The sequence below is a fragment of the Pseudomonas sp. LAP_36 genome (assembly GCF_019456785.1).
Lineage (GTDB): Bacteria > Pseudomonadota > Gammaproteobacteria > Pseudomonadales > Pseudomonadaceae > Aquipseudomonas > Aquipseudomonas tritici.
Genome location: NZ_JAHZMS010000002.1, coordinates 513,712 through 538,416 on the forward strand (window position 1 = coordinate 513,712; position 24,705 = coordinate 538,416).

17 protein-coding genes are annotated in these 24,705 nt (G+C 61.8%); 10 read left to right on the top strand and 7 right to left on the bottom strand.

Annotation, left to right across the window (positions count from 1 at the left end):
* Nucleotides 1–72 precede the first annotated feature (72 nt).
* Nucleotides 73–4,941, bottom strand: a complete 4,869-nt coding sequence (locus tag JBO08_RS07960) for an NAD-glutamate dehydrogenase (protein ID WP_220074217.1) — start codon at nucleotides 4,939–4,941, stop codon at nucleotides 73–75.
* Between the two features lie 491 nt (nucleotides 4,942–5,432).
* On the opposite strand from JBO08_RS07960, the gene JBO08_RS07965 reads away from it, so the two are divergent.
* From JBO08_RS07965 to JBO08_RS08010, 10 genes are all read left to right on the top strand, one after another.
* Nucleotides 5,433–5,786 (top strand): hypothetical protein, encoded by a 354-nt coding sequence (locus tag JBO08_RS07965; RefSeq protein WP_220074216.1) that lies wholly within the window; start codon nucleotides 5,433–5,435, stop codon nucleotides 5,784–5,786.
* Between the two features lie 431 nt (nucleotides 5,787–6,217).
* On the top strand, nucleotides 6,218–7,177 hold the full coding sequence (locus tag JBO08_RS07970) for a MoxR family ATPase (protein WP_003174327.1): 960 nt from the start codon (nucleotides 6,218–6,220) through the stop codon (nucleotides 7,175–7,177).
* A gap of 5 nt (nucleotides 7,178–7,182) precedes the next feature.
* The gene (locus JBO08_RS07975; RefSeq protein ID WP_065880657.1) at nucleotides 7,183–8,115 is read left to right on the top strand and encodes a DUF58 domain-containing protein; all 933 of its coding nucleotides are present in this window, start codon (nucleotides 7,183–7,185) and stop codon (nucleotides 8,113–8,115) included.
* Nucleotides 8,112–8,606: a DUF4381 domain-containing protein gene (locus tag JBO08_RS07980; protein ID WP_028616472.1), complete on the top strand. Its 495-nt coding sequence runs from the start codon at nucleotides 8,112–8,114 to the stop codon at nucleotides 8,604–8,606. The genes JBO08_RS07975 and JBO08_RS07980 overlap by 4 nt, the downstream gene beginning before the upstream one ends.
* Nucleotides 8,599–9,687 (top strand): VWA domain-containing protein, encoded by a 1,089-nt coding sequence (locus JBO08_RS07985; protein WP_065872840.1) that lies wholly within the window; start codon nucleotides 8,599–8,601, stop codon nucleotides 9,685–9,687. The genes JBO08_RS07980 and JBO08_RS07985 overlap by 8 nt, the downstream gene beginning before the upstream one ends.
* Nucleotides 9,684–11,423, top strand: coding sequence for a tetratricopeptide repeat protein (locus JBO08_RS07990; RefSeq protein WP_065945418.1), 1,740 nt, complete (start codon nucleotides 9,684–9,686; stop codon nucleotides 11,421–11,423). The genes JBO08_RS07985 and JBO08_RS07990 overlap by 4 nt, the downstream gene beginning before the upstream one ends.
* Nucleotides 11,420–13,060, top strand: coding sequence for a BatD family protein (locus tag JBO08_RS07995; RefSeq protein WP_220074215.1), 1,641 nt, complete (start codon nucleotides 11,420–11,422; stop codon nucleotides 13,058–13,060). The genes JBO08_RS07990 and JBO08_RS07995 overlap by 4 nt, the downstream gene beginning before the upstream one ends.
* Nucleotides 13,061–13,467: 407 nt before the next feature.
* A complete protein-coding gene (locus JBO08_RS08000; RefSeq protein ID WP_220074214.1) occupies nucleotides 13,468–14,709 on the top strand; it encodes an exonuclease SbcCD subunit D C-terminal domain-containing protein in 1,242 nt (413 codons plus the stop codon).
* The gene (locus tag JBO08_RS08005) at nucleotides 14,706–18,344 is read left to right on the top strand and encodes an AAA family ATPase (RefSeq protein WP_220074213.1); all 3,639 of its coding nucleotides are present in this window, start codon (nucleotides 14,706–14,708) and stop codon (nucleotides 18,342–18,344) included. Before JBO08_RS08000 ends, JBO08_RS08005 begins: the two co-directional genes overlap by 4 nt.
* Nucleotides 18,341–18,934 (top strand): glutathione S-transferase, encoded by a 594-nt coding sequence (locus tag JBO08_RS08010; RefSeq protein ID WP_065880710.1) that lies wholly within the window; start codon nucleotides 18,341–18,343, stop codon nucleotides 18,932–18,934. The genes JBO08_RS08005 and JBO08_RS08010 overlap by 4 nt, the downstream gene beginning before the upstream one ends.
* Before the next feature lie 157 nt (nucleotides 18,935–19,091).
* Here JBO08_RS08010 and JBO08_RS28110 read toward each other — a convergent pair whose 3' ends face one another.
* The 6 genes from JBO08_RS28110 to JBO08_RS08035 all read right to left on the bottom strand — a co-directional run bounded on the left by JBO08_RS28110 (nucleotide 19,092) and on the right by JBO08_RS08035 (nucleotide 24,679).
* Nucleotides 19,092–19,217, bottom strand: a complete 126-nt coding sequence (locus tag JBO08_RS28110; protein ID WP_256530428.1) for a hypothetical protein — start codon at nucleotides 19,215–19,217, stop codon at nucleotides 19,092–19,094.
* 159 nt (nucleotides 19,218–19,376) lie between these two features.
* On the bottom strand, nucleotides 19,377–19,556 hold the full coding sequence (locus tag JBO08_RS08015) for a hypothetical protein (protein WP_016980181.1): 180 nt from the start codon (nucleotides 19,554–19,556) through the stop codon (nucleotides 19,377–19,379).
* A gap of 156 nt (nucleotides 19,557–19,712) precedes the next feature.
* Nucleotides 19,713–20,885 (bottom strand): lactonase family protein, encoded by a 1,173-nt coding sequence (locus JBO08_RS08020; RefSeq protein WP_220074212.1) that lies wholly within the window; start codon nucleotides 20,883–20,885, stop codon nucleotides 19,713–19,715.
* Nucleotides 20,875–21,168, bottom strand: a complete 294-nt coding sequence (locus JBO08_RS08025) for a DUF5629 family protein (RefSeq protein ID WP_065871991.1) — start codon at nucleotides 21,166–21,168, stop codon at nucleotides 20,875–20,877. The genes JBO08_RS08020 and JBO08_RS08025 overlap by 11 nt, the downstream gene beginning before the upstream one ends.
* Nucleotides 21,169–21,247: 79 nt before the next feature.
* Complete coding sequence (locus tag JBO08_RS08030; RefSeq protein WP_065890870.1) at nucleotides 21,248–23,623, bottom strand: RND family transporter; 2,376 nt, start codon at nucleotides 23,621–23,623, stop codon at nucleotides 21,248–21,250.
* 15 nt (nucleotides 23,624–23,638) lie between these two features.
* Nucleotides 23,639–24,679: a YCF48-related protein gene (locus tag JBO08_RS08035; RefSeq protein WP_175402979.1), complete on the bottom strand. Its 1,041-nt coding sequence runs from the start codon at nucleotides 24,677–24,679 to the stop codon at nucleotides 23,639–23,641.
* Nucleotides 24,680–24,705 lie beyond the last annotated feature (26 nt).

The following is a 24,705-nucleotide window of genomic DNA, read 5'->3' on the forward strand; positions in this document are numbered from 1 at the left end:
CGTTTGTCAGAAGGTGTTCCAACAAAAAGCCCCCGAATCTCACGATACGGGGGCTTTTGTTTTACCGCTTGATCAAGCCGGTTGCAGCACCGACTGACCACTCAACGCCAGGTCCAGCAACTCACGGTTGGCCACTGCATACATGGCGTAGTCCGTGCCCACAGCGGCACGAATCTCAACCATCATCGCCACCCAACGCTCGGCCATGTCCTTGTGCTGCTCAAGCCACAGGGCCACGCGGGCTTCCATGTCTTGTGGCGCGTCGGCCATTTGCAGGACGGAGATGGTGATCGCGCGTTGCTGCCAGTCCACGTCATCACGGAAGGCTTCGCGGGCCTGGGCCTGCCAGTTGTTGGCCACTGGCAAATCGCTGATCTGCTGCAGGTACCATGGCAAGTCCAGGGCGCTGCCGACGGCGAAGTAGGCCTTGGCCACTTCAGCGGCGTCGTGCCCCGTTACATCGGCGGCTTCGATGATCGGCAGCAAGGTGTACAGGTGGGTAGTACCTGCAACCATGCGTGCCAACAGCTCAGGAACACCGGCTTCGGTGTAGGCCTGGTAACGGTTCTGCCAGCCTTCGCGAGTCGGGCCTTCCAGCAGTTCGTCGAGCTTGAGGCCCAACGCCGCCAGGTGCGGACCAAAGTGCGCGGTGTCACGACCAGCGTCCTGCTCGTTGCGACGGCTGCGCAGGAACCAGCGCGTGGCGCGCCGACCCAGGCGCATCAGCTCATCCATCAATTCCAGTTGCACGTCAGCCGACACCTGGTGGTCCAGGGCTTCGATCTGGCGGAACCAGTGCGGGAGGTGGAAGATGTCACGCACGATCACATAAGCACCCGCCACATTCGCCGGGCTCATGCCCGTCGACTCCTTGAGTCGTTGCACGAAGGCGATGCCCATGTGGTTGACCAGGTCGTTGGCGATCTGGGTGCTGACAATCTCGCGCTTCAGACGGTGGCGACGCATGGCCTCTCCGAACTTGGCCACCAGGCTCGGTGGGAACGCGGTCTCCATGTCACGGGTGAGGTACTCGTCATCCGGCACCAGCGACTTGAGCAGCGCTTCCTTGAGGTCGATCTTGCTGTACGAGATCAGCACCGACAGCTCCGGACGGGTCAGGCCCTTGCCGTTCGCGGCGCGCTCGGTGAGCTGTTCCTCGGTCGGCAGGTACTCGATGGCGCGGTCCAGCTTGCCACGGCCTTCCAGGTCGCTCATCAGCCGCTTGTACTCGGCGGCACGCTCGTAGGCACGGCGCGCCGCCAGGGACAGGGCCTGGGTCTGCTTGTAGTTGTTGCCCAACACCAGGTTGCCGACTTCGTCGGTCATGCTCGCCAGCAACTGGTTGCGCTGCTTGTCGGTCATGTCACCGGCCTGCACCACTTCGTTGAGCAAGATCTTGATGTTCACTTCGTGGTCGGAGCAGTCCACGCCACCGGCGTTGTCGATGAAGTCGGTGTTGGAACCGCCGCCATTGAGGCCGAATTCCACACGACCCAGTTGGGTCATGCCGAGGTTACCGCCCTCGCCTACCACTTTGCAGCGCAGCTCGTTGCCATTGACGCGCAGTGCGTCGTTGGCCTTGTCGCCCACATCGGCGTGGCTTTCGGTGCTGGCCTTGACGTAGGTGCCGATACCGCCGTTCCACAACAGGTCTACCGGCGCTTTGAGCAAGGCGTTCAGCAATTCGGTCGGGGTCAGCTTGTCGGCCGCGATGTCGAAGCGCTCTTTCATCTGTGGCGAGATGGCAATGCTCTTCGCGCTGCGCGAGAAGATACCGCCGCCTTCGGACATGATGCTGGTGTCGTAGTCGGTCCAGGCCGAACGCGGCAGCTCGAACATGCGCTGGCGCTCGACGAAGCTGGTGGCCGGGTTCGGGTTTGGATCGATGAAGATATGCAGGTGGTTGAAGGCCGCGACCAGTTGCAGCTTGTCGGACATCAACAGGCCGTTACCAAACACGTCACCGGCCATGTCGCCGACGCCCACAACCGTGATGCTGTCTTCCTGCACATTGATGCCGCGCTCACGGAAGTGACGCTGCACACCGACCCACGCGCCCTTGGCGGTGATGCCCATTTTCTTGTGGTCGTAACCGGCGGAACCACCGGAAGCAAACGCATCGCCCAGCCAGAAGCCGTAGTCGATGGCGATGCCGTTGGCGATGTCGGAGAAGGTCGCAGTGCCCTTGTCCGCAGCCACCACCAGGTACGGGTCATCGTCGTCATGGCGCACAACGTTGGCCGGCGGTACCAGGGCGCCGTCTTTCAGGTTGTCGGTGATGTCCAACAGGCCGGAAATGAAGATGCGGTAGCAGGCGATGCCTTCGGCCGCGATCTCGTCCCGGCTGCCGCCCAGTGGCAGGCGACGCGGCAGGAAGCCGCCCTTCGCACCCACTGGCACGATGACCGAGTTCTTCACTTGCTGGGCTTTTACCAGGCCAAGCACTTCGGTACGGAAGTCTTCTTCACGGTCGGACCAGCGCAAACCGCCACGCGCGACGTTGCCGAAGCGCAGGTGCACACCTTCAACCCGTGGCGAGTACACGAAGATCTCAAACTTCGGCACTGGCTTAGGCAGCTCAGGAATCGCGTGCGGGTTGAACTTGAAGCTGAAGTACGACTTGTTCTGACCGTTGGCGTCGGTCTGGTAGAAGTTGGTACGCAGGGTGGCCTTGATCAGGTCCAGGTAGCGACGCAGGATGCGGTCTTCGTTGAGCACCTGAACATCGTCCAGTGCGGTGAGGATCGCTTGTTCCAGGCGTTGCTGCTTGTCTTCCAGGTCTTCGGCGGTGAGTTTGCGCGCCAGGTAGAAACGGGTCTTGAACAACCGGGTCAACTCGCGAGCGATGTCGGTGTGGTTGTTCAGGGTGCTGGCGATGTAACCCAGGTCAAAGCCCAGGCGGATCTGCTTCAGGTAACGGGCGTAGGCACGCAGCAAGGCCACGTCACGCCAAGGCAGGCCGGCAGTCAGTACCAGGCGGTTGAACGCATCGTTCTCGGCGTCGCCATGCACGATATGCACGAACGCGTCCTGCAGGGTGTCGTTGAGCTGCTGGATGTCCAGGTTCACGCCTTCGGCGGCGATGAACGCGAAGTCATGGATCCAGAACTCACGACCATTGGCGTGGCGCAGGCGATACGGGAACTCACCCAGCACGCGCAGGCCAAGGTTTTCCAGGATCGGCAGCACGTCGGACAACGCCAGCGGGGTGTCGGCATGGTAGAGCTTGCAATGCAGCTCGCGTTGGCCGGAAACCTGGCCCAGCGGCTGATAGAAGCTCATTACCAGTGGGTTGGCTTCGGTGAGGCTGAGCAGGTGCTGCATGTCGACCACGGCCGAATGTGCGGCAAAACGCTCACGGTAGCCGGCCGGGAAGCCTTTGGGGAAGTCGGCCAGCACGTTGGTGCCGTGGGCTTCACCGAAGCTCTCCACCACCAGGCTGGCGTAGTCGTCCTGCCAGCTGCGGCAGGCTTGCACCACTTCTTTTTCCAGTTGCAGCGGGTCGATGTCCAGGCGGTTCTTCGGGTCAACCCGCAGAATCAGTTGCACGCGCGCCAGCACGGACTCGGAGAAGAAGGTCCAGAATTCGCAATCCGAGGCTTTCAGCCGATCCATCAGTACCTGCTGAATTTTCTGACGCACTTCGGTGGAATAGATGTCGCGCGGCACATAAGCCAGGCAGTAGCAGAAACGACCGTACGGGTCTTTGCGCAGGAACACGCGAATCTTGTTGCGCTCCTGGATCTGCACGATCGACATCACGGTGCTGAACAGCTCGTCGACTGGCGTCTGGAACAGGTCATCACGCGGCAGCACCTCAACGACTTGAGCAAGCTCCTTGCCCAGGTGAGCCTTGGGCTGGAAGCCGGAACGGCGTTCGATTTCCGCGACCTTGCGACGGATATAAGGAATGACCCGCACGCTTTCGCCATACACCGAGGACGTGTACAGGCCCATGAAACGGTGTTCCTTGATGACCTTGCCGTCGGCGCTGATCTCACGGATCGACACGTAGTCCGGATACGCCGGGCGGTGCACGCGGCTCGGGTGCGCAGCCTTGGCGAACGACAGCACGGTCGGTTCACGCAGGTAGGCCACGGCATAGTCTTCGATGCGCAGGTCGTCGGCGGTGAGACCGGCGCGCAGCAGTTTGGTCAGACCGAGGAACGAATCGGCGTCATATTCGATATGACCGCCATCCGCCTCGTCACGTACCACAAACTCTTCATAGCCGAGGAAGGTGAAGTGGTTGCCCACCAGCCATTCCAGGAAGTTCTTGATCTCGGCTTTTTCTTCGCCGTCGATGCTGAACTGGCTGGCGTCGATACCGGCCAGCAGGTCCTGGACCTTGGCTTTCATCGGTTCGAAATCAGCCACGGCCACGCGCACTTCGCCCAGCACCTGCTCAAGCTCTTTGCTCAGCACGTTCAGTTCGGCGGCGTTGGCGCAGCGGTCGATTTCCAGGTACATCAGCGATTCTTGCTGGATGCCTTCGCCCTGGGTGCCTTTCGGCAGGATTTCCAGCAGCTCGCCCTTGGCACCACGACGTACGCTGAGCACGGTGGTTTGCAAGGTGTGGATGCTGTAGCCACGGCGGTTCAGTTCGGTACGGACCGAGTCCACCAGGAAAGGCAAGTCATGGTGCAGCACTTCGACCGCGGTGTGGGTCGACTGCCAGCCATGACGTTCATAATCGGGGTTGTAGACCCGCACCTGCGGTTGGGTGTGGTCAAAGCGCTCAAGCAGGCGCCACGCAGAGAGGGTGCAGCCGGCCAGGTCGGAAAGGCGACGCTGGGTCAGTTCGTCCAGGGAAATGATGCCGAAGAATTGTTCAGCAAACAGCGCCACTTGTGGCAGTGCCTGTTCACTGATGTGCTGGGCCAGTGCCGCTTGCAGTTGATGCTGGAAGTCGGCCTTGCTGGCTGCGGTGAAGAACGCCATCTGTGGTACTCCGCTTGGGCTTGTTATTGATGGAAGCGTCGCGTGTTATCCCCTTGCGGGGAGACCGTCAGCTCTGTTCGCTGGTAATTCTGGAAACACCATAAACGAATCAGAGTGACAGGTGGGTGAAGCTGGACAAGACAATGAGGTCACATACAACTTCCATAAGATGCGCACCTTGCCGGGTGACGGTACGACGGGCAGGTCAAGCGCCTGGCACGTGCACATCCGTTGCGCAGCTTAACGAGTGTAGGAAGACAGCTGCTTGCGACGCTGCGACATATTCGGTCATCGGTAAGCAGGCTCGGGGTTGCGACTTGGGCAACCCGGATTTCCAGGTAGAAAAACCGGCGTTTTTCAATCCCCCGAGTACCAGAAATGACTGATTCAGCCCGCCAGGTCATGCACGGGGTCTGACACAGGATGCAGCACAAAATTCGTCGCAATGGCACAATTGCCCCCATAACGCCCTACCCCAGACAGGATTCCCCATGCTGCAACTGAAAACCGACGCCCTGATGGTCACCCCGTGCGACGACGAAGAAGACAACATGGCCATGCTCTGCTGCCACGGCAAGAACGGCGAGATGTTCATGCTCACCCGCTACCCCGATGAAGACGAAGTCGAACTGACCTGGGATTACGAGCCGTCGACCCTGGATGGGTTGAAGGTCACGCTGAGCGATACGACCGTAATGGTGGAACTCGCCGCCGGGGATGCGGATGCGCTGGGGGGCAAGGATCAGCTGCAGATCACCCATGCCACGGCCGCGTCGGACATGGCCGAAGTTGAAGAAACCCTGCAGAACATCCTCAAAGGCACCGGCACTTTCACCCGAATTTAAACTGCACCAACGATCAACTGTGGGAGCTGGTCGTAACCCTCTACACATCTTCAAAGTGAACGTGCGTAGCAGCTGTCGAGCCCCGGCGAGGCTGCGTCAGCGGTGTGTCAGACAAGCCGCAAACGCAGCCTCGCCGGGGCTCGACAGCTGCTACGCAGAGGGCTCGCTCCTGATAGGTAGATACCAATGGTGCGATGGCATCAACCCGGTCTGGCTGACACACCGAGTCGCCTGCATCGCAGGCAAGCCAGCTCCCACATGAACGGTGTGCTCAACAGAATTGGTGCGCCACACACAAAATTCCTACAAGTTTTCCGAAAAATACCCGTCACGCCGTTAGTCGCCACCCCCTGCCATGCATTAAAGTAAGCCCCCCAAGCCCGACGCTTTTTTCACGGCACTCAGGCTCATCTCTCCAGGAACCGTCATCGATGGAACATCGTGAAGCGCTGCTTGCGCTGCGAACCTTTCTTTCTACGCAGATTCTCGGCCAGGAAAAACTCATCGATCGCCTGCTGATCGCCTTGCTCGCTGACGGCCATATGCTGGTAGAAGGCGCGCCGGGCTTGGCCAAGACCAAGGCCATCAAAGAGCTGGCCGAAGGCATAGAAGCGCAGTTCCATCGAATCCAGTTCACCCCCGACCTATTGCCAGCCGACATCACTGGCACCGAGATCTATCGCCCGGAAACCGGTAGTTTCGTGTTCCAACAGGGGCCGATCTTCCACAACCTGGTGCTGGCCGACGAAATCAACCGCGCGCCGGCCAAGGTGCAATCGGCGTTGCTGGAAGCCATGGCCGAGCGCCAGGTCAGCGTCGGACGCAGCACCTACGACCTGTCGCCGCTGTTCCTGGTGATGGCCACGCAAAACCCCATCGAGCAGGAAGGCACCTACCCGCTGCCCGAAGCCCAGCTCGACCGGTTTCTGATGCACGTCAAGATCGGCTTCCCGGACGCCGCCGTCGAGCGGCGCATTCTGCAACAGGCGCGTGGCGAAGCCCTGAACGGCGAAACCAAGCCTGAGCGCCGCGTCAGCCAACAGGCGATCTTCGCCGCGCGCAAGGAAATCCTCGGTTTGTACATGGCCGATGCAGTGGAGGAATACCTGGTGCAACTGGTGATGGCCACGCGCACTCCAGCCAAGTTCGACCCGGAGATGGCCGAGTGGATCGCCTATGGCGCCAGCCCACGCGGCTCCATCGCCCTCGACCGCTGCGCCCGCGCCCATGCCTGGCTGGCCGGTCGCGACTTCGTCAGCCCGGAAGATATCCAGGCGGTGCTGTTCGACGTGCTGCGCCATCGCATCATTCTGTCGTTCGAGGCCGAAGCCGCCGGCATTGACCAGGACCGCGTGGTGCAACGCATTCTTGACGTCGTTGCCGTCGCTTGAAACCCATGAACGCCAGCGATGGAATCCGCGTCACGCTCAGCGAATTGATCGAGATGCGCCACCGTGTGCGCGAAGTGCAGCTGTTTTCCACGCCGAGCCAGCGCAGCCCGCTGATCGGCCTGCACCACTCCAAGCTGCGCGGGCGCGGTGTCGACTTCGACCAGGTGCGCGTGTACCAGGCCGGCGACGATGTGCGCACCATCGACTGGCGCGTGACCGCGCGCACCCAGGAACCGCACACCAAGCTGTTCCACGAAGAACGCGAGCGGCCGATCTTCATCATGGTCGAGCAAAGCTGCCGGCTGTTTTTCGGCTCAGGGCAAATGTTCAAATCGGTGCTGGCGGCCCAGGCGGCCAGCCTGATCGGCTGGGCGGCGCTGGGGCATAACGACCGCGTGGGCGGGCTGGTGTTCGGCGATAGCGAGCACTACGAAATCAAGCCGCGCCGCAGCAAACAAAGTCTGCTGCAACTGCTCAACCGGTTGGTGCGCGTCAACCAGAGCCTGAACACCGAAAGCCGCCCCGAGGCTGATGCCCTGGGCATGGCCCTGCGCCGTGGCCGCGAAGTGTTGCGCCCAGGCAGCCTGGTGATTGTGATCTGCGATGAACGCGCGCTCACCGAAGGTGCCGAGCAGCAATTGAGCCTGTTGTCGCGGCACTGCGACCTGCTGCTGTTGCCCATCTCCGACCCGCTGGACCACGCCCTGCCCGCTGCCGGGCTGCTGCGTTTCGCCGAACGCGGTGCCCAGCTGGAACTGGACACGCTGAACGTCGATTTGCGCCAGGCCTACAAGGCCCAAGCCGAAGCACGCATCGCCCGCTGGGAACTGCTCGCCCAGAAGCTGCGCATCTTATTGATGCCCTTGAGCACCCAGAGCGAAATGGTCGAGCAACTGCGCGAGTACCTTAACCCGCAACGTCCGGTTAAAAAACAATGAGCAGCCTTGACCAACTGCAACCGCTGATCGCCCCGCCAGCCATCGGCTTTTGGCCGCCTGCGCCGGGCTGGTGGTTGTTGCTGCTGGTGATTCCACTGCTCGGCTGGGGGCTTTGGTCACTGCGACGCTTTCTGCCAACCCGTCGCCCCATCGCCCGCGCCGAGCAACCGCTGGACCCATTGCGCATCGCCGCCCTCGCGGAACTGGCGCTGATGCCCAAGCCCTACGACGGGGCCCCGGCCGGCGCGTGGTTGCAGCAACTCAACGGCCTGCTCAAGCGCCTGTGCCGCAACGACTATCCCTACAGCCAGAGCCATACCCTCAACGGCCGAAAATGGCTGGCGTTCCTCGACAACCGCTGCCCCGCCGCGGGCCTCACACGCTGGATGGTGTTGGTGGAAGGCGCCTACAAACCCGAATGCAAACTCGACGACAAGGCCATCGCCGGCCTGACCCAAGCCGTCGACACCTGGATTCGCAAACATGTTTGAGTTCGCCTGGCCGTGGATCTTCGCCCTGTTGCCCTTGCCCTGGCTGATGCGGCTTGTGTTGCCGGCAGCCGACAGCGGCGAGCCGGCGTTAAAAGTCAGCTACCTCAGCGACCTTGAGGGCCTGGCTCGCCGCCGCGCCCGCGTCAACCTGCCCGGCTGGCGCCAGCAAGCGCCCTTTGTGGTGCTGTGGCTGCTGTTGTTAACCGCCGCTGCCCGCCCGGAATGGCTTGGCGAGCCGCTGCCGATTGCCGCCAGTGGCCGCGACCTTCTGGTGGCGGTGGACGTGTCCGGCTCCATGGACTTCCCCGATATGAACTGGCAAGACGAGGACGTCAGCCGCTTGAGCCTGGTCAAACACTTGCTCGGCGACTTTCTTGAAGGCCGTGAAGGTGACCGCGTCGGCCTGATCCTGTTCGGCAGCCAGGCCTACCTGCAAGCACCGCTGACCTTTGACCGCCGCACCGTGCGCACCTGGCTGGATGAAGCGCGCATCGGCATTGCCGGCAAGAACACCGCAATTGGCGATGCCATTGGCCTGGCCTTGAAACGCCTGCGTCAGCGCCCGGCGCAGAGCCGTGTACTGATCCTGGTCACCGACGGCGCCAACAACGCCGGGCAGATCGACCCACTGACCGCCGCGCGCCTCGCTGCTGAAGAAGGCGTGAAGATCTACCCGATCGGCATCGGCGCAGACCCGGAACAAACCGGTTCCTTGGGTATCCTCGGCGTCAACCCGAGCCTGGACCTCGACGAACCGGCACTCAAGGCCATCGCCGAGGCTACGGGCGGCCAGTACTTCCGCGCCCGTGATGGCGAAGAGCTGCAAGCGATCAAGGCAACGCTCGACAAGCTCGAACCCGTTGAACAGCAACCCACCCAGGCGCGCCCGGCCCTGGCCCTGTACAGCGCGCCGCTGGCCTTGGCGTTGGTGCTGAGCATGTTGCTGGTGATCCAGGAACGCTGGCCGAACAACGCCTTGCATCGGTGGTTCACCAAATTGTCGAGCAAGGGGATTTTCCTGCAACAGCACCCGGAATGGCGCCAGCGCCTCAAACGCCTGCGATTGCGGAGGCGTCGATGATCGACCTGTGGCCGCACTGGTTCCGCCCTTGGTCGCTGTTGCTCCTGCCATTGCTCGGCTGGTTGCTCTGGCACCTGTGGCATCGGCAAAAGCGCGCCGGGCGTTGGCAGATGATCCTGCCGCCGGCCTTCCACGCCGTGTTGCTCAGTGGTGGCAACGGGCGCGAAAGCAAATCGCCATGGGTGGTGCTCGGCATTGCCTGGCTCTTGGCCGTGCTCGCGCTGCTTGGGCCCAGTTGGCAAAGGGTTGAGCAGTCCAGCCAGAAACCCTCCGATCCTTTGGTGGTGCTGCTGGAGTTGACCCCGGAAATGCTTGCCACCGACAGCCCGCCCAACCGCCTGGAACAGGCGCGGCGCAAGCTGTATGACCTATTGCAGGCACGCACCGATGCGCAGACGGCCATCGTCGTTTACGCCGGCAGCGCCCACACCCTGGTGCCGCTGTCAGACGACCTGGGCACCAGCCGCAACCTGCTCGAAGCCCTGCGCCCGTCAATCATGCCGGAGCCCGGACACCGCGCCGACCTGGCAGTCGAGAAAGCCCTGGGCCTGCTCAAACAAGGCGGCCTCGGCCAGGGTCGTCTGGTGCTGATTGGCTCTTCGCTGTCCAAACAGGAACGCCAGGGCATTCGGCTGCTGCTGCAAAGTAGCCAGGCGCCGACCCTGTCGATCCTCGGTATCGGCAGCCGGGAAGGCACCCCGGTGACTCAGGAAAGTGGCGAGTTTCTCAAGGACGAACAAGGCGCGATCCTGGTGCCACGCCTGGACAGCCCGACGCTCAAGGCCTTCGCCAGCGAAATGGGCGGTCGCTACCGCGCCGCCCGCCTGGACGACAAGGACCTGCGCCAACTCGGTGTACTGGACCCGCCACACACCTTGCGCAACGACGGTCAACTGCTGCACCTCGACACCTGGGCAGACCAGGGTTACTGGCTGCTCCTGCCGCTGTTGCTGCTCGCTGCCTGCGCCGGTCGGCGTGGCTGGTTGTTCTGCCTGCCCCTGCTGCTGTTGAGCGCGCCGCAACCCAGCTATGCCTTCGGTTTGCAGGACCTGTGGCTGCGTCCCGACCAACAAGGCCAATACCTGCTGAAGAAGAAACGCCCCGCCGAAGCCGCCGAACACTTCGAAGACCCGCAGTGGCAGGGCGTAGCGCTCTACGAAGCCGGCAACTATGCCGAGGCCATCAAGCGTTTCGCCGAGGGCAATGACGCCTACGCCCACTACAATCGGGGTAACGCCCTGGCCAAGTCCGGTGAGCTGGAGGCCGCCATCGACGCCTACGAACAGGCCCTTGAAGCACAACCCGACTTGCAACCGGCCCTGAAAAACAAAGCGCTGGTGGAAACCCTGATGCAGGAAAAAGAGCCGTCCGAACCCGATAAGCCAGCCGATAACGAGGATGACGAAACCACCCAACCCGGCCAAACTGCGCAACCGGGCGCGAATGGGCAAAGCACCACGGGTGGCGAGCAGTCATCCCAAGGCCAGGGGGAAGCCGGCACCGGCGACACCCAGGCCGGTAATACGCCGCGCGCCCCAGGCAATGAAGTGCCGGGCAGCGAACTGGGCGACGAACAAACCACTACCCCGCCGCTGCTTCCTGCCGACGCCAGCCTCGACGGTGAACGTCGCCAGGCCCTGGAGCAATGGCTGCGGGAGATCCCGGACAACCCCGGCGAACTGCTGCGCCGCAAATTCTGGTACGAACAGCAACAACATCAGGACAAGACTCGATGAGCCGCCGCACCACCCTACTGTTCCTGCTCGCACTCTCGGCAGGCCACGCCCAGGCGGCGAGCCTGACCGCCAGCGTCGACCGCAGCCGCCTCAATTCCGGGGAAACGGTGGAGCTCACGGTAGAGTCCAGCGATGTAACGCAGTTCGGCAAACCCGACCTGTCGCCGCTGGATGCGCAGTTCGAAGTCAGCGGTACGCGGCAGATCAACCAACTCACCACGCTGGGCGGCGATAACCACGCCACCACACGCTGGATCATCACGCTGCTGCCCAAGGAAAACGGCACGGTGCTCATCCCGCCCCTGCAAGTAGGCGAGTACAAGACCCAGCCGATCAGCCTGCAAGTGGTAGAAACCGCCAGCCAGAACACAGCCGCCGAACTGGCGCCGGTGTTTGTCGAGGCCAATCTTGACCAGACCAGTGTCTACGTCCAGGCCCAGGCGCTGTTGACCGTGCGCGTGTACCACTCGGTGTCGCTGTATGACGACAGCAGCCTCACGCCGTTGCAGATTGCCGACGCACGCGTCGAGCAATTGGGCGAGTCACGCACCTACGAGAAGGTGATCAACAGCATTCGCCACGGCGTGATCGAAACCCGCTACGCGATTTACCCGCAGCACAGCGGCACATTGGCGATTCCGGCGCAGACGTTCAGCGCGACGCTGGTGGAGTCGCGCCCGCCGCAGGAGAACACGCTGCAAGGTACCAAGCCCGGCAAGCTGATCCACGTCAGCTCGGCGGAGCTGCCGCTGGTGGTCAAGCCCAAGCCGGCGCTGTACCCCGCCGATACGCCCTGGCTACCGGCGCGCAGCCTGACCCTGAGCGAAAGCTGGAACCCGGAGCCTGAGCATGTGCAGGTCGGCGACTCCCTGACCCGCAGCCTCACGGTCAAGGCCGAAGGCCTGTCCAGCGCGCAACTGCCGGCGCTGCCCAGCACCGAGATCAACGGCCTGCGCCGCTACCCGGACCAACCGGTGCTCGGCAACCAGACCAGCGACCGCGGCCTGATCGGCAGCCGCGAAGACCGCGAAGCCCTGGTGCCCACCCGCGCAGGCGCACTGGAACTGCCCGCCGTTGAAGTGGTGTGGTGGAACACCCACGAAGATCACCTTGAGCGCACCAGTCTGCCGGCCCGCACCCTGCAAGTGGCGATCAACCCGAGCCTGGTGGTTGACGCGCCCGCCACGCCTACCGTCATCACCGCCCCCGACGACAACCACCTATGGCTGTGGCAACTCAGCACCCTGCTCCTCGCGTGCACCACCTTGCTCGGTTTTGGCCTGTGGTGGCGCGCGCGACGGCAGCCCGCCGTACTGCGCGCCGCGCAAGCCGGCCCGAGCCCGCGCACCCTGCTCGACGACCTCAAGCGCGCCACCCAGGCCAACGACCCCCAGGCCACCCGCCAAGCCCTCGACGCCTGGGCCCGGCAACAGCCGGAAACCCTGGCGGACATGGCCGCGCGGTTTGTACCGCTGTCGGACGCGTTGGATGGGTTGAACGGCGCGCTCTACAGCGAGGGCGGCCATTATTGGCTGGGTGAAGACCTGTGGCGTGCGGTGAAGGCCATCCCGGTGGCTGAGCGTGAGCTGGATCCGGCCGCCGACACCACCAGCCTGCCGCCGTTGTATCCCAAGTAACGGCAACATCCCTGACGCCACACAAATCAAAATGTGGGAGCGGGCTTGCCTGCGACGGCCAAAGGTATCTACACATTTTCACTGTGATAGTGCGTAGCAGCTGTCGAGCCCCAGCGAGGCTGCGTTTGCGGCCTGTCTGACACACCGCTGACGCAGCCTCGCAGGGGCTCGACAGCTGCTACGCCTGGGGGGGAATAAAGATATGTAGATACTTATGCTGCGATGGCGGTGGATCAGTCAGCTCATTTTTGACTGACACACCGCCATCGCAGGCAAGCCAGCTCCCACAGTTGATCTCCTTCGCCCGCAGGCACCGGGTTCGCATTACAGGTAAACTCCCTTCCTTTTCACCGCCCTTCTCTGTTCATGGCGGCTATTCACTTTTCTGTTTATTCACGGAGTTCGCCTTGCGTCTGTTCCACACTTCCGACTGGCACCTTGGCCAAAACCTCCACGGCCAGGAACGCGACTTCGAACACGCCTGTTTCCTCGAGTGGCTGCTGGGCCAACTCAACGCCCAGCGCCCGGATGTGCTGCTCATCGCCGGCGATATATTCGACACGGTCAACCCGCCGCTCAAGGCACAGGAACGGCTGTATGACTTCATCATCAGCGCCCACGAGCAAAACCCCAAGCTGACCATCGTGATGATCGCCGGCAACCACGACTCCGGCTCGCGCATCGAACTGCCCGCACCACTGATGCGTCGCCTGCGCACCCATGCGCTCGGTCGCGTGCTGTGGCTGGATGACGGCGAACTCGACGCCGAACGCCTGCTGATCCCACTGCCGGATGCCAAGGGCAAGATTGCCGGCTGGTGCCTGGCCTTGCCATTCCTGCGCCCGGCGGAAGTCACCGGTGCACACCTGGGTGACGACTACCTGCGCGGTATCGGCCAAGTGCATGAATGGCTGATCGCCGCCGCCAACGCCAAGCGTAAAAAACGCCAGGCGCTGATTGCCATCAGCCATGCGCACATGGCCGGAGGCTCGGTGTCGGAAGACTCCGAGCGCAGCCTGATCATCGGCAATGCCGAGGCGCTGCCGGCCAGCCTGTTCGATAAAAGTGTCGGCTATGTCGCCCTCGGCCATTTGCACAAGCCGCAAAAGGTCAATGGCGAAGAGCGGATTCGCTATAGCGGCTCGCCGATTCCGTTGTCATTTTCCGAAATCGGCTACAAACACCAGATCCTCGACGTGACGTTCCAGGGCCAATGCCTGGTGAGTGTCGAACCACTGCTGATCCCGCGTTCGGTTGACCTGCAACGCCTGGAGGCTGCGCCGCTGGCGGATATCCTCAAGGCCCTGGCCGAGTTGCCGGACGTCGACCTGCTCGCTGAAACCCAGCGCCATCCCTGGCTGGAAGTGCGCGTGCGCCTGGACGAGCCGCAACCCGACCTGCGCCAGCAAATCGAAACCGCCCTGCAAGGCAAAGCCGTGCGCCTGGTGCGCATCGCCGCCGAGTACGCCGGTAAGCGCGGCAGCGACAACACGGACGAAGACCGCCTGATCGAACTCGACCAGCTCACGCCCCAGGAATTGTTCAGCCGCGCCTGGCAGGACAGTTACGGCAGTGAAGTGGATGAACAGACCTTGAAGGATTTCGCTGTGCTGCTCCAGGAAGTGCAACAGGAGGAGCAACAGCCATGAAGATCCTCGCCATCCGCCTGAAAAACCTCGCCTCCCTGGCGGGCCCGTTCGAGATCGACTTCACCGCAGAGCCGCTGGCCAGCGCGGGTTTGTTCGCGATTACCGGGCCGACCGGCGCCGGTAAAAGCACCCTGCTGGATGCGTTGTGCCTGGCGCTGTTCGGCGCTGTGCCGCGCCTGGGCGATACCGGCCAGGCGAAGATGCCGGATGCCGACAGCGATATTTCCATTGGCGACCCGCGCACCTTGATTCGTCGCGGCACCGGGGGTGGTTATGCCGAAGTGGATTTTGTCGGCGTCAGCGGCCGTCGCTACCGTGCGCGCTGGGAAGCCAACCGCGCCCGCGACAAGGCCAGCGGCAAGTTGCAGAACAGCCGCCAGAGCCTGATCGACCTGGACAGCGACCAACTGCTGGCCAGCCAGAAAACCGAATACAAGACCCAGTTGGAACTGGCCCTGGGCCTGAACTTCGAGCAGTTCACCCGCGCCGTATTGCTGGCGCAAAGCGAGTTCAGTGCCTTCCTCAAGGCCAACGATAACGAGCGCAGCGAACTGCTCGAAAAGCTCACCGACACGGCCCTCTACACCCAGCTTGGCCGACGCGCCTTCGACAAGGCCAAAGACGCCAGGGACGCGCACAAGCAGTTGCAGGACCAAGCCACCGGCGTGGTGCCCCTGGCCCCTGAAGCACGTGCCGAACTGGATCAGCAATTCGACGCCGCAAACGCCCAGCTCAAGAACCAACAGGCCCAACTCAAGCAGTTGGAGCTGCAACACACCTGGCTCAAGGAACTGCGCGAATGGCAGGAGCGCCAGCTCGCCGCCACCGAACAGCTGCAACGGGCACAGGCTGATTGGGATGCCCAGGGCCCGCAACGCCAGGACCTGAGTCGCCTGGAGCAATTGGCGCCGCAACGTCATCAGTTCGCCCGCCAAGCCGAACTCAACAGCGTGCTTGCCCCGTTGGCCGTGCAGATTCAGTTGCATATCGAACAACAGGGCCAACTGCATAGTCGCCAGACGCAGGCCGAGCAACAGCAAGCCACCGCGCAAACCGCGTTGGCCGAGGCGCTGAAAAACCAGGCCGATGCCGTGCCTTTGCTGCGCCAAGCGTTTGAAGAGCAGAGCACCCTCGCCCACTTGACCAAAGCGCTGGCCAAGCGCGCCGAGGACAAACAGCAGCACGAACACGCCTGCACCGAAGGCCAGGCCCGGCTTAACGGTCTGCTGGAAAAGCAAAGCCAAGTCGCCGAACGCCTCCAACGCCTGGCCACCGAACTTGATCGCAGCGCCGCCCTCGCCCCCTTGAGCGACGCCTGGACCGCCTACCGCGATCGCTTGCAACAGCTGATGTTGATAGGCAATCGCCTGAACAAAGGCCAGGCCGAACTGCCGCAATTGGAACAACGCGCGGCCCGCGCAGCCGAACAGTTCACCGGACAACGCGAGGCTCTGGACCTGCTGTATCAGGAGGCCGGTGCCGAGCCGCATGCCGTGGCCGAGCAAATCCAGTTGCTGGCCAGCCTGCTGCAAGACAATCGCAAACAGCAACGCGCCTTTGAAGACCTGACGCGCCTGTGGGACAGCCAGCAGCAGCTGGACCAGCAGGCCAGCGTACTGACGCAAAAGCTCGCCGATGCCCAACAGCAACGCGAGCAACTGAACCAGACCGGCCTGCAAACCAAGGCGGAGCTGACCGTTGCCGAACAAACCCTGACGGTGACCAAGCAACTGCTTGAGCGCCAGCGCCTGGCCCGCAGTGCCAGTGTCGAAGAATTGCGCGAGCAGTTGCAGGACGACCAGCCCTGCCCGGTGTGCGGCAGCCACGAACACCCGTACCACCAGCCCGAAGCGCTGCTGCAGAGCCTAGGTCGCCATGACGAAAACGAGGAAGCCACGGCGCAGAAAGCCGTCGACACCCTCAAGGAAAAGCTCACCGAGCTGCGCGGCGAAGTCGGCGGTTTGATCGCCCAGCAAAAGGAATACCTGCAACAGCAGGAGCAACTGGCGACGCAACAACAAGCACTCAAGCCCAGCCTGGATGCGCACCCACTGTCGGCCGCGCTGTTCAACCAGGATGAGGCCAAACGCAGCGCCTGGCTTGATCAACAGTTGAGTCAACTGACCCAGAGCATCGCCCAGGACGAACAACGCCAAGGTGCCCTGCTCAACCTGCAACAAAACGCCGGGCGTCTGCAGCAACAACTGCAAGCCGCCCAGGAAGCGAGCCAGCAGGCCCGTCAATTGCTGGTGGATCAGCAACGCGAGCTGGCCAGCGACCGCGAACGTCTTGAGCAGGAACTGAATGCCTTCGCCAGCCTGTTGCCCGCCGACACCCTGGACGGTTTGCGTGCCGAGCCGGCCGCAACCTTCATGCAGCTGGACCAACAGGTCAGCCAGCGCCTTGAACAGCTCGGCCATCAACGTGATGAGCTGGCCGAGCAACAAGAACGCCAACAAGCGATCGAGAAAGAACAGACGCATCAGCAGCACCGCCAGCAGCAACTCGATGCGCTGAATCAGCAGGTCAACGAGTTGGCCGCCCAGCAACAAGCAGCTCAGGAAAAACTCGGCGCGTTGCTTGGCGAGCACGGCAGTGCCGAACACTGGCAACAGCAGTTGGATCAGGCCGTGACCCAATCACGCCAGAGTGAAACCGACGCCAACAAGCAGTTGCAAGAGATCCACAACGCATTGATCCAGTTGGCCGCCGATCTCAAGGCCCAGCAGGAGCGCCAGCAAGCCTTACAGGCCGAACAGCAATCGCTGGACACACGCCTCGGCGAGTGGCGAGCCCGGCACCCGGAGCTCGATAACGATGGCCTCAACCGCTTGCTGGCCTACGATGACGCCCAGGTCAGCCAATTGCGCCAGCAGTTGCAGCACAGCGAAAAAGCCGTTGAACAAGCCAAGGTCCTGCTGCAAGAACGCGAGCAACGCCTGGCCGAGCACCAAGCCCTGCACAACGGCAACCTTGAAGCCGAAGCACTGGACAGCGCGTTGGCTACGCTCAACCAACAGTTGGCTGAGGGAGAAAAAACCTGCGCCGAATTGCGCGCGCGCCAGTCCGAAGACCAGCGCCGCCAGGATGCCAATCAGGCCTTCGCCGAACAGATCGCCAAGGCCTATGACGAATGGCAACGCTGGGCACGCCTGAATGCGTTGATCGGCTCAGCCACCGGCGACACCTTCCGCAAGATCGCCCAGGCCTACAACCTCGACCTGCTGGTGCACCACGCCAACGTGCAACTGCGCCAATTGGTGCGCCGCTACCGCCTCAAGCGCGGCGGCAGCATGCTGGGCCTGTTGGTCATGGACACGGAAATGGGCGATGAACTGCGCTCGGTGCATTCGTTGTCCGGTGGTGAAACCTTCCTGGTGTCGCTGGCGCTAGCGCTGGGCCTGGCGTCGATGGCCTCCAGCACGTTGAAGATCGAGTCGCTGTTTATCGACGAAGGCTTCGGCAGCCTGGACCCCGAGTCGCTGCAGTTGGCGATGGACGCACTGGACGGTTTGCAGGCCCAGGGCCGCAAAGTGGCGGTGATCTCCCACGTGCAGGAAATGCACGAGCGCATTCCGGTGCAGATCCAGGTCAAGCGCCAGGGCAATGGCTTGAGCACCCTGGAGGTCAAGTGAGTGAGGCGCTGCTGTATTCGTTTCGACGCTGCCCGTATGCGATGCGTGCGCGCCTGGCGTTGCGCTATTGCGGCGTGCCCGTGCGCATTATCGAAGTGAGCCTCAAGGCCAAGCCGGCCGAAATGCTGGCGCTGTCACCCAAAGGCACGGTGCCGGTGTTGAGTGTGAATGGCGTGGTGATCGATGAAAGCCTGGCGATCATGCAGTGGGCGCTGGCGCAGCACGACCCGGATGATTGGCTGCTGCAGGGTGACCCGGCGGTATTGGCGTTGATTGCCGAGAACGATGTGGGCTTCAAGTATCACTTGAATCGATACAAGTATGCCGAACGCTATCCGGAACAGCCGATGGAACATTATCGGGCCGAGGGCGAGGTGTTCTTGCGCACACTTGAGGGATTATTGGCGAATCGCGAGTACTTATTCGCCGATCACCCAAGCCTGGCAGACATGGCCCTGGCGCCGTTTGTGCGTCAGTTCGCCCATGTGGATCGGGAATGGTTTGCCGGTGCACCGTATCCCCGGTTACAGCAGTGGCTGGAGCGCTTCCTGCAATCGCCGCTGTTCATTGCCGTAATGGCAAAGACCTGACCCGACAGGGCTCTGTAGTGAGCGGGCTTGCCCCGCGCTGGGCTGCGAAGCGGCCCCATCGAAAACGCCGCACGGTGTCAGGTATTCCTCGGCGCCTGGTTTTGGGGCTGCTTCGCAGCCCAGCGCGGGGCAAGCCCGCTCACTACTGGGATTCGGTTTAGCCTTCAACCAGGTTAAGTAATCGCTCACGGGCAATCTCCGGCTCACCGTCCACCCCTTGTACGGAGGACAGGATGGGGGCGGAGTAGAGAACCAGGATGAGTGCGGCGAGTCGGAGTGCCATGCTGTCGATTCCAGGAATAAATGCGTCAATATTTGAGCGTCAAATTTAAACACATGGCAATGTGATATCAATCATTTTTATTCTGCAGATGCACAAACGCCAAACCACTCGAACGAGCCAGGCTTCGTTCCAGTGGTTTGGCGTCTGCTTTTGTGCAGGTTATTGCTGAGTCTTGTGATCCAGTGCGGCGTAGAAGTTGGCACTTTGTTGCAGGTATTTCTGGGTGTAGGCGCTGGTGCTGGATTTTTTGCCGGAAACTTCCACGCTGGCCGCCGCTGGCAGGGCGACAGTGGCGGAAACAGCGGAAGCGGCAATGATGGAGAAGAGATTCAAGTTCATGTCGGTAACCCTTGTGTTCGTTTGGTTGGGTGGCCTGGGAAGGCCTTGGAACCCAACTTACGCCCGAGGGTTGAACCTTAGAAATGCTTTGAAACAGTAGCCGCTATTAATAGAATTAATACACCGGGTCAGGCCCCGCAGTGCGGGGCCTGTGGCTTATTGACGCACCAGGAATTTGAGGTCACTGGGGGCGTCGATCGCCAGTTTCTGCACGGTTTTACCCAGCAGACCGGTGTTGGGGTCGCGTTCAACCACCACGATTTCGTTACTTTTCTGGTTGGCGATCAGCAAAAACTTGCCGCTCGGGTCCAGGCTGAACTCGCGCGGGTGGTCGCCTTCCACGGAACGGCGTTGCAGTTCCTTGAGGTGCGCGGTAGCCGGGTCGATGCTGAACACCAGCAACTGATTGGCCGTGCCACGGTTGCTCACGTAGAGGAATTTGCCATCACTGGACGCGTGCAACGCAGCGCCAGCCTTGTCCGGTACCGGTTTCCCGGCGGCGAAGTCCACCAGTTGCGTCTGGGTCAGCTGGCCATCTTTGTAGTCAAACACCGCGACCTGCGCGCTCATCTCGGTGGTCAGCCAGGCATGTTTGCCATCAGCGCTGAACAACAAGTGACGCGGACCGCTGCCCGGCGGCAGTTGCACCGAGGCCGGAGTGGCCGGGGTCAATGGCAGTTCATGATTGGCCTTGGGATCGTAGTGATAGGCAAACACCTTGTCCGCGCCCAGGTCCTGCACGAACACGTATTTGCCATCCGGCGACGACACCACCGAATGCACATGGTTGGACGCCTGGCGCTCCGGGTTAACGCGGCTGGCCGGGTGGCCGCTCAGTTGCACCGGGGCTGACAGCTTGCCCTCGGCATCCACCGGCAGCACCGCCAGGCTTCCGCCCGGGTCTTCCACTACCGAGTAGTTGGCCACAAACAGGTAGCGCCCATCGGCGGCCACGCTGGAATGGGTGGGCTCGTTGCCCAGGCTCTGGACCTGGTTGATCAAGGTCAGCTGATGATTCTGCGGATCAATGCTGTAGCTGCTCACGCGGCCTACCGCATCCTGTTGGCCCGGCCCGTTTTCGTTGACCACAAACAGGCGCTTCTGGTCCTTGGAAACCGTCAGCCACGACGGGTTCGCGGCCTTGGCCGCCAGCACCGGCGGGCCCTGGAACGTGCCGGTACGGCTGTCGAATTGCAGGCGGTAGATGCCTTCGCTGGTGCCAGCGGTGTAGCTGCCCACCAACAGTGCATAGGTGTCGGCCGGCGCGGCTTGCACCGACATCGCGCCTACGCTGCCGGCCATCAGCAGGGGCCAGAATTTACGCATCATCCGCTTCATCCTCGTCGTTGTTGTTGTCGCCCTTGATCGCACTCAGGCAGACCAGACGGTGTTCACCGTCTTCGTTGCTCAAGAGCCAGCTTTGCAAGCTGCTATCAAAGGTGGCGGCGTTCAGTTGATCTGGACTGAACGTCCAACGCTTGAGTTCCCGGCCGTCCATGCTTTCGATCTGCAAGTGATGATCGAACGTGAAGTCGAAGGCGTGCAGCCCGTTGATGATCAGCATGTCGCTGTCTTTCAGGTCGGTGCTCAGGTTGGGTGCTGCGTCGGTCATGATGTGAAGTCACTGCGGGGGAAAAGACACATGATAGGTCAATTCCCCCGCAGTGCCTTGCGGCAATGGTCTATATCGGTCAGTGAGCGAACAAAGAATTGCCCTTCTGCCCCGCCAACTTCTCCGGTTTGATCAGGAACCGCGCCAGCGCCGGCAGCAGCCACAGCGCACCAAACATGTTCCACAGGAGCATGAAGGTCAGCATCAAGCCCATGTCGGCCTGGAACTTGATGGCCGAGAAGATCCAGGTGCACACGCCAATCGCCAGGCACAAACCGGTGAACAGTACGGCTTTACCGGTGGACTTGAGCGTCTGGTAGTACGCCTCTTGCAGCGGCAGGCCGGCACGCAGGAAGCTTTCCAGGCGGCTGTAGATGTAGATGCCGTAGTCCACGCCAATCCCCACGCCCAAGGCCACTACCGGCAAGGTCGCGACCTTGACGCCGATACCCATGAACGCCATCAGCGCGTTGCCGAGCACCGAGGTCAGCACCAGCGGCAGCACGATGCACAGGGTCGCCGCCCAGGAGCGGAAGGTGATCATGCACATGGTCGCCACGCACAGGTACACCAGGATCAAGATGGTCAGCTCCGATTCCTTGATCACCTCGTTAGTCGCTGCCTCGATCCCGGCATTACCCGCCGCGAGAATGAATTCCAGGCCATCCTTGTTGTTTTCCTTGGCGAAGTCCTGCACCGCATGCACCGCGCGGTCGAGGGTTTCGGCCTTGTGGTCGTTGAGGAACACCAGCACGGGCGCCAGGGAGCAGTTGTTGTTGTACAGGCCATCGGCACGGGCGATGGAGTTGTTCAGCACATCCGGGTTGCGCGACAGGGTTTCCCATTTCAGGTTGCCCTCGTTCATGCCCTTGATCATCTGCTTGGACACGGTCACCAGCGAGATCGCCGACTGCACGCCCTCGGTGTTCTGCATCTTCCACATCAACTGGTCGATGGGCGCCATGGCTTCATAGCGCGAGCAGCCTTCGGCCTTGGTCTTGACCATCACCACCAATACGTCGGAACTGGTGGAGTAGTTGCTGATGATGAAATTGTTGTCTTTGTTGTAGCGCGAGTCCGGGCGCAGTTCCGGCGCGCCTTGGTCCAGGTCACCGATCTTCAGGTTCTGGCTGTACCAGAGGCCGCCGCCGAAGGCGACCAGCGCGAGCAGGATCGAGACCGGCGCCACTTTGGCGCTGGCGAATTTCGACAGCAGGCGCCAGAACGGGTGGTCGCGGTGCGCGTCCTTTTTGCTCCTGGCGATGGCGCGCTGGCTGATGCCAGCATAGGAAATCGCCACCGGCAGCAGGATCAGGTTGGTGAACACGATCACCGCCACGCCGATGGACGCGCCGATGGCCAGTTCACGGATCACGCCAATGTCGATGATCAGCAGCGTGATGAAGCCCACCGCGTCGGCGAGGATCGCGATCATCCCTGGCAGAAACAGTTGCCGGAAGGTACGGCGGGCGGCGGTCAGCGCGTTGTCCGCTTCACTGGATTGCAGGGCGATACCGTTGATCTTCTGCACACCGTGGGAAATACCAATGGCGAAGATCAGGAACGGCACCAGCATCGAATACGGATCAAGGCCGAAACCGAAAAAGTGCATCAACCCGAGCTGCCAGACCACCGCCACCAATGTCGTGCTCAACACCGCAACGGTGCTGCGCAGGCAGTTGGTGAACCACAGCAGCAGAATCAGCGTGATAACGAACGCGATGCCAAAGAACAGCACCACCATCACCAGGCCATCGATCAGGTCACCGACCTTCTTGGCGAAACCGACGATGTGGATCTTGACGTTAGGGTTCTGCGCTTCGAACTTGTCGCGAATCTTGTCTTCGAGTTCATGGGAGAACTTGCGGTAGTCAAGGGCCAGCAACTTGCCTTGGTCCTGCGGATCCGGGTAAGACTCCAGCAGCGGGATATCGACAATGCTTGATTTGAAATCGTTGGCTACCAGGCGCCCGACCTGGCCGGACTTGAGCACGTTGTTGCGCAGTTGATCAAGGCTTTGCGGCGAGCCGTTGTAGCTCTGCGGAATCACTTCACCACCGGCAAAGCCTTCTTCGGTCACTTCGGTCCAGCGTACGCTGGGGCTCCACAGCGACTTGAGGCCCGAACGGTCGACGCCGGAGATGTAGAACACTTCGTCGTTGATCTGGCGCAGGGTCTCCATGTACTCCTTTGTAAAGATGTCCCCGTCCTTGGCCTCCACCGAAATGCGCACCGTGTTGCCCAGGTTGGCCAGGTCGTTGCGGTGCTCCATCATCTTCTCGATGAAGGGATGCTTGAGGGGGATCATCTTTTCAAAGCTGGTGGACGGGCGAATCAACGTCGCCTGCCAGAACAGGAAAATACTCACCAGCAGGCAGATGACGATCACTGCCGGGCGGTTGTTGAAGATCAGGCGCTCAAGAAAGGTCGCTTTATCGTTGTGATGACTGCTCATTCTTTGCCCGCCTTCTTATTGTTTTGTCGGTTCAGCGCCGGTGGGCATGGCAACACGAACGCCACCCTGCCCGGCCAGAATCAAGTTGCCGTTGCCTGCCGCCGTGACGGCCGACAGCGAAATACGGTCCGGACGATTGAACACGCTGAAGGTCGCCCCATCGTCATGACTGACCACCACGCTGCCACCGTTGCCGACGACAACGATGGAACCGTCATCCAGCAAAGTCGCGCCCGACAAACCAAACTCCAGCGCTCCCCGCGCCGCGTTCAGCTCAACTTGTTCCCAGGTGCTGCCGAAATCCGTGGAGCGGTAAAGGTTGCCGCGCAAGCCATAAGCCAGCAGGGTCTGCGGCTGGGCGGTGCTGATTACGCCAAACAGCGAGCCCTCATAAGGGCCTTCGAGTTTTTCCCAGGTCTGGCCGTCGTCGCTGGAGCGGAACATGCTGCCTTGCTCACCAACGATGAATAGGCCGGCGTCCTTGATATGGGCGATGGCGTTGAGGTGGAACTGGTCTTCGTTGTCCAGGCGGTCACTGACGTCGTTCCAGGTTTTGCCGCCGTCAGTGGTTTCGATCAACGCACCGTAGGCGCCGACGGCCAGGCCGTGGCTGGCGTCGTTGAACCACACGTCGAGCAACGGGGCTTCGCGCTTGAGGTCTTGGTATTGCTGAGTCCAGGTGGCACCGCCATCGGAACTGGCGAGAATTTGCGCATCATGGCCCACCGCCCAGCCCTGCTTTTCATCGACAAAAAACACCGCCGTGAGCAGTTGCCGGGTGGGGACTTTGGCTTGGGTCCAGGTGCTGCCCTGGTCGTCGGAATAGAGGATATGCCCGCGATCACCGACGGCCACCAGGCGCTTGCCGGCATGGACCACGTCGATCATCAGGCCTTTGGCGGCCTTGGGGGATTCAATCGCAAACGCAGGTGTTGCGGTGGTATCGCTGGCTGCCAGTGCGGACGTGGACAACACACCACCGACCAGCAACGAGAGCGCTGTGGCCAACAACGCAACCTTGCGTGCGGCGCGTGGGCGGCAAACAACCCAACCCATGACAGGCTCACTCATAGACCTTTCTC

Coding starts and splice junctions, on each gene's coding strand:
- JBO08_RS08015 (WP_016980181.1), bottom strand. CDS start 19,556: ATGAACTTGAATCTCTTCTCCATCATTGCCGCTTCCGCTGTTTCCGCC.
- JBO08_RS07960 (WP_220074217.1), bottom strand. CDS start 4,941: ATGGCGTTCTTCACCGCAGCCAGCAAGGCCGACTTCCAGCATCAACTG.
- JBO08_RS07970 (WP_003174327.1), top strand. CDS start 6,218: ATGGAACATCGTGAAGCGCTGCTTGCGCTGCGAACCTTTCTTTCTACG.
- JBO08_RS08020 (WP_220074212.1), bottom strand. CDS start 20,885: ATGATGCGTAAATTCTGGCCCCTGCTGATGGCCGGCAGCGTAGGCGCG.
- JBO08_RS07980 (WP_028616472.1), top strand. CDS start 8,112: ATGAGCAGCCTTGACCAACTGCAACCGCTGATCGCCCCGCCAGCCATC.
- JBO08_RS08030 (WP_065890870.1), bottom strand. CDS start 23,623: ATGAGCAGTCATCACAACGATAAAGCGACCTTTCTTGAGCGCCTGATC.
- JBO08_RS08025 (WP_065871991.1), bottom strand. CDS start 21,168: ATGACCGACGCAGCACCCAACCTGAGCACCGACCTGAAAGACAGCGAC.
- JBO08_RS07975 (WP_065880657.1), top strand. CDS start 7,183: ATGAACGCCAGCGATGGAATCCGCGTCACGCTCAGCGAATTGATCGAG.
- JBO08_RS08005 (WP_220074213.1), top strand. CDS start 14,706: ATGAAGATCCTCGCCATCCGCCTGAAAAACCTCGCCTCCCTGGCGGGC.
- JBO08_RS08035 (WP_175402979.1), bottom strand. CDS start 24,679: ATGGGTTGGGTTGTTTGCCGCCCACGCGCCGCACGCAAGGTTGCGTTG.
- JBO08_RS07995 (WP_220074215.1), top strand. CDS start 11,420: ATGAGCCGCCGCACCACCCTACTGTTCCTGCTCGCACTCTCGGCAGGC.
- JBO08_RS07965 (WP_220074216.1), top strand. CDS start 5,433: ATGCTGCAACTGAAAACCGACGCCCTGATGGTCACCCCGTGCGACGAC.
- JBO08_RS07990 (WP_065945418.1), top strand. CDS start 9,684: ATGATCGACCTGTGGCCGCACTGGTTCCGCCCTTGGTCGCTGTTGCTC.
- JBO08_RS28110 (WP_256530428.1), bottom strand. CDS start 19,217: ATGGCACTCCGACTCGCCGCACTCATCCTGGTTCTCTACTCCGCCCCC.
- JBO08_RS07985 (WP_065872840.1), top strand. CDS start 8,599: ATGTTTGAGTTCGCCTGGCCGTGGATCTTCGCCCTGTTGCCCTTGCCC.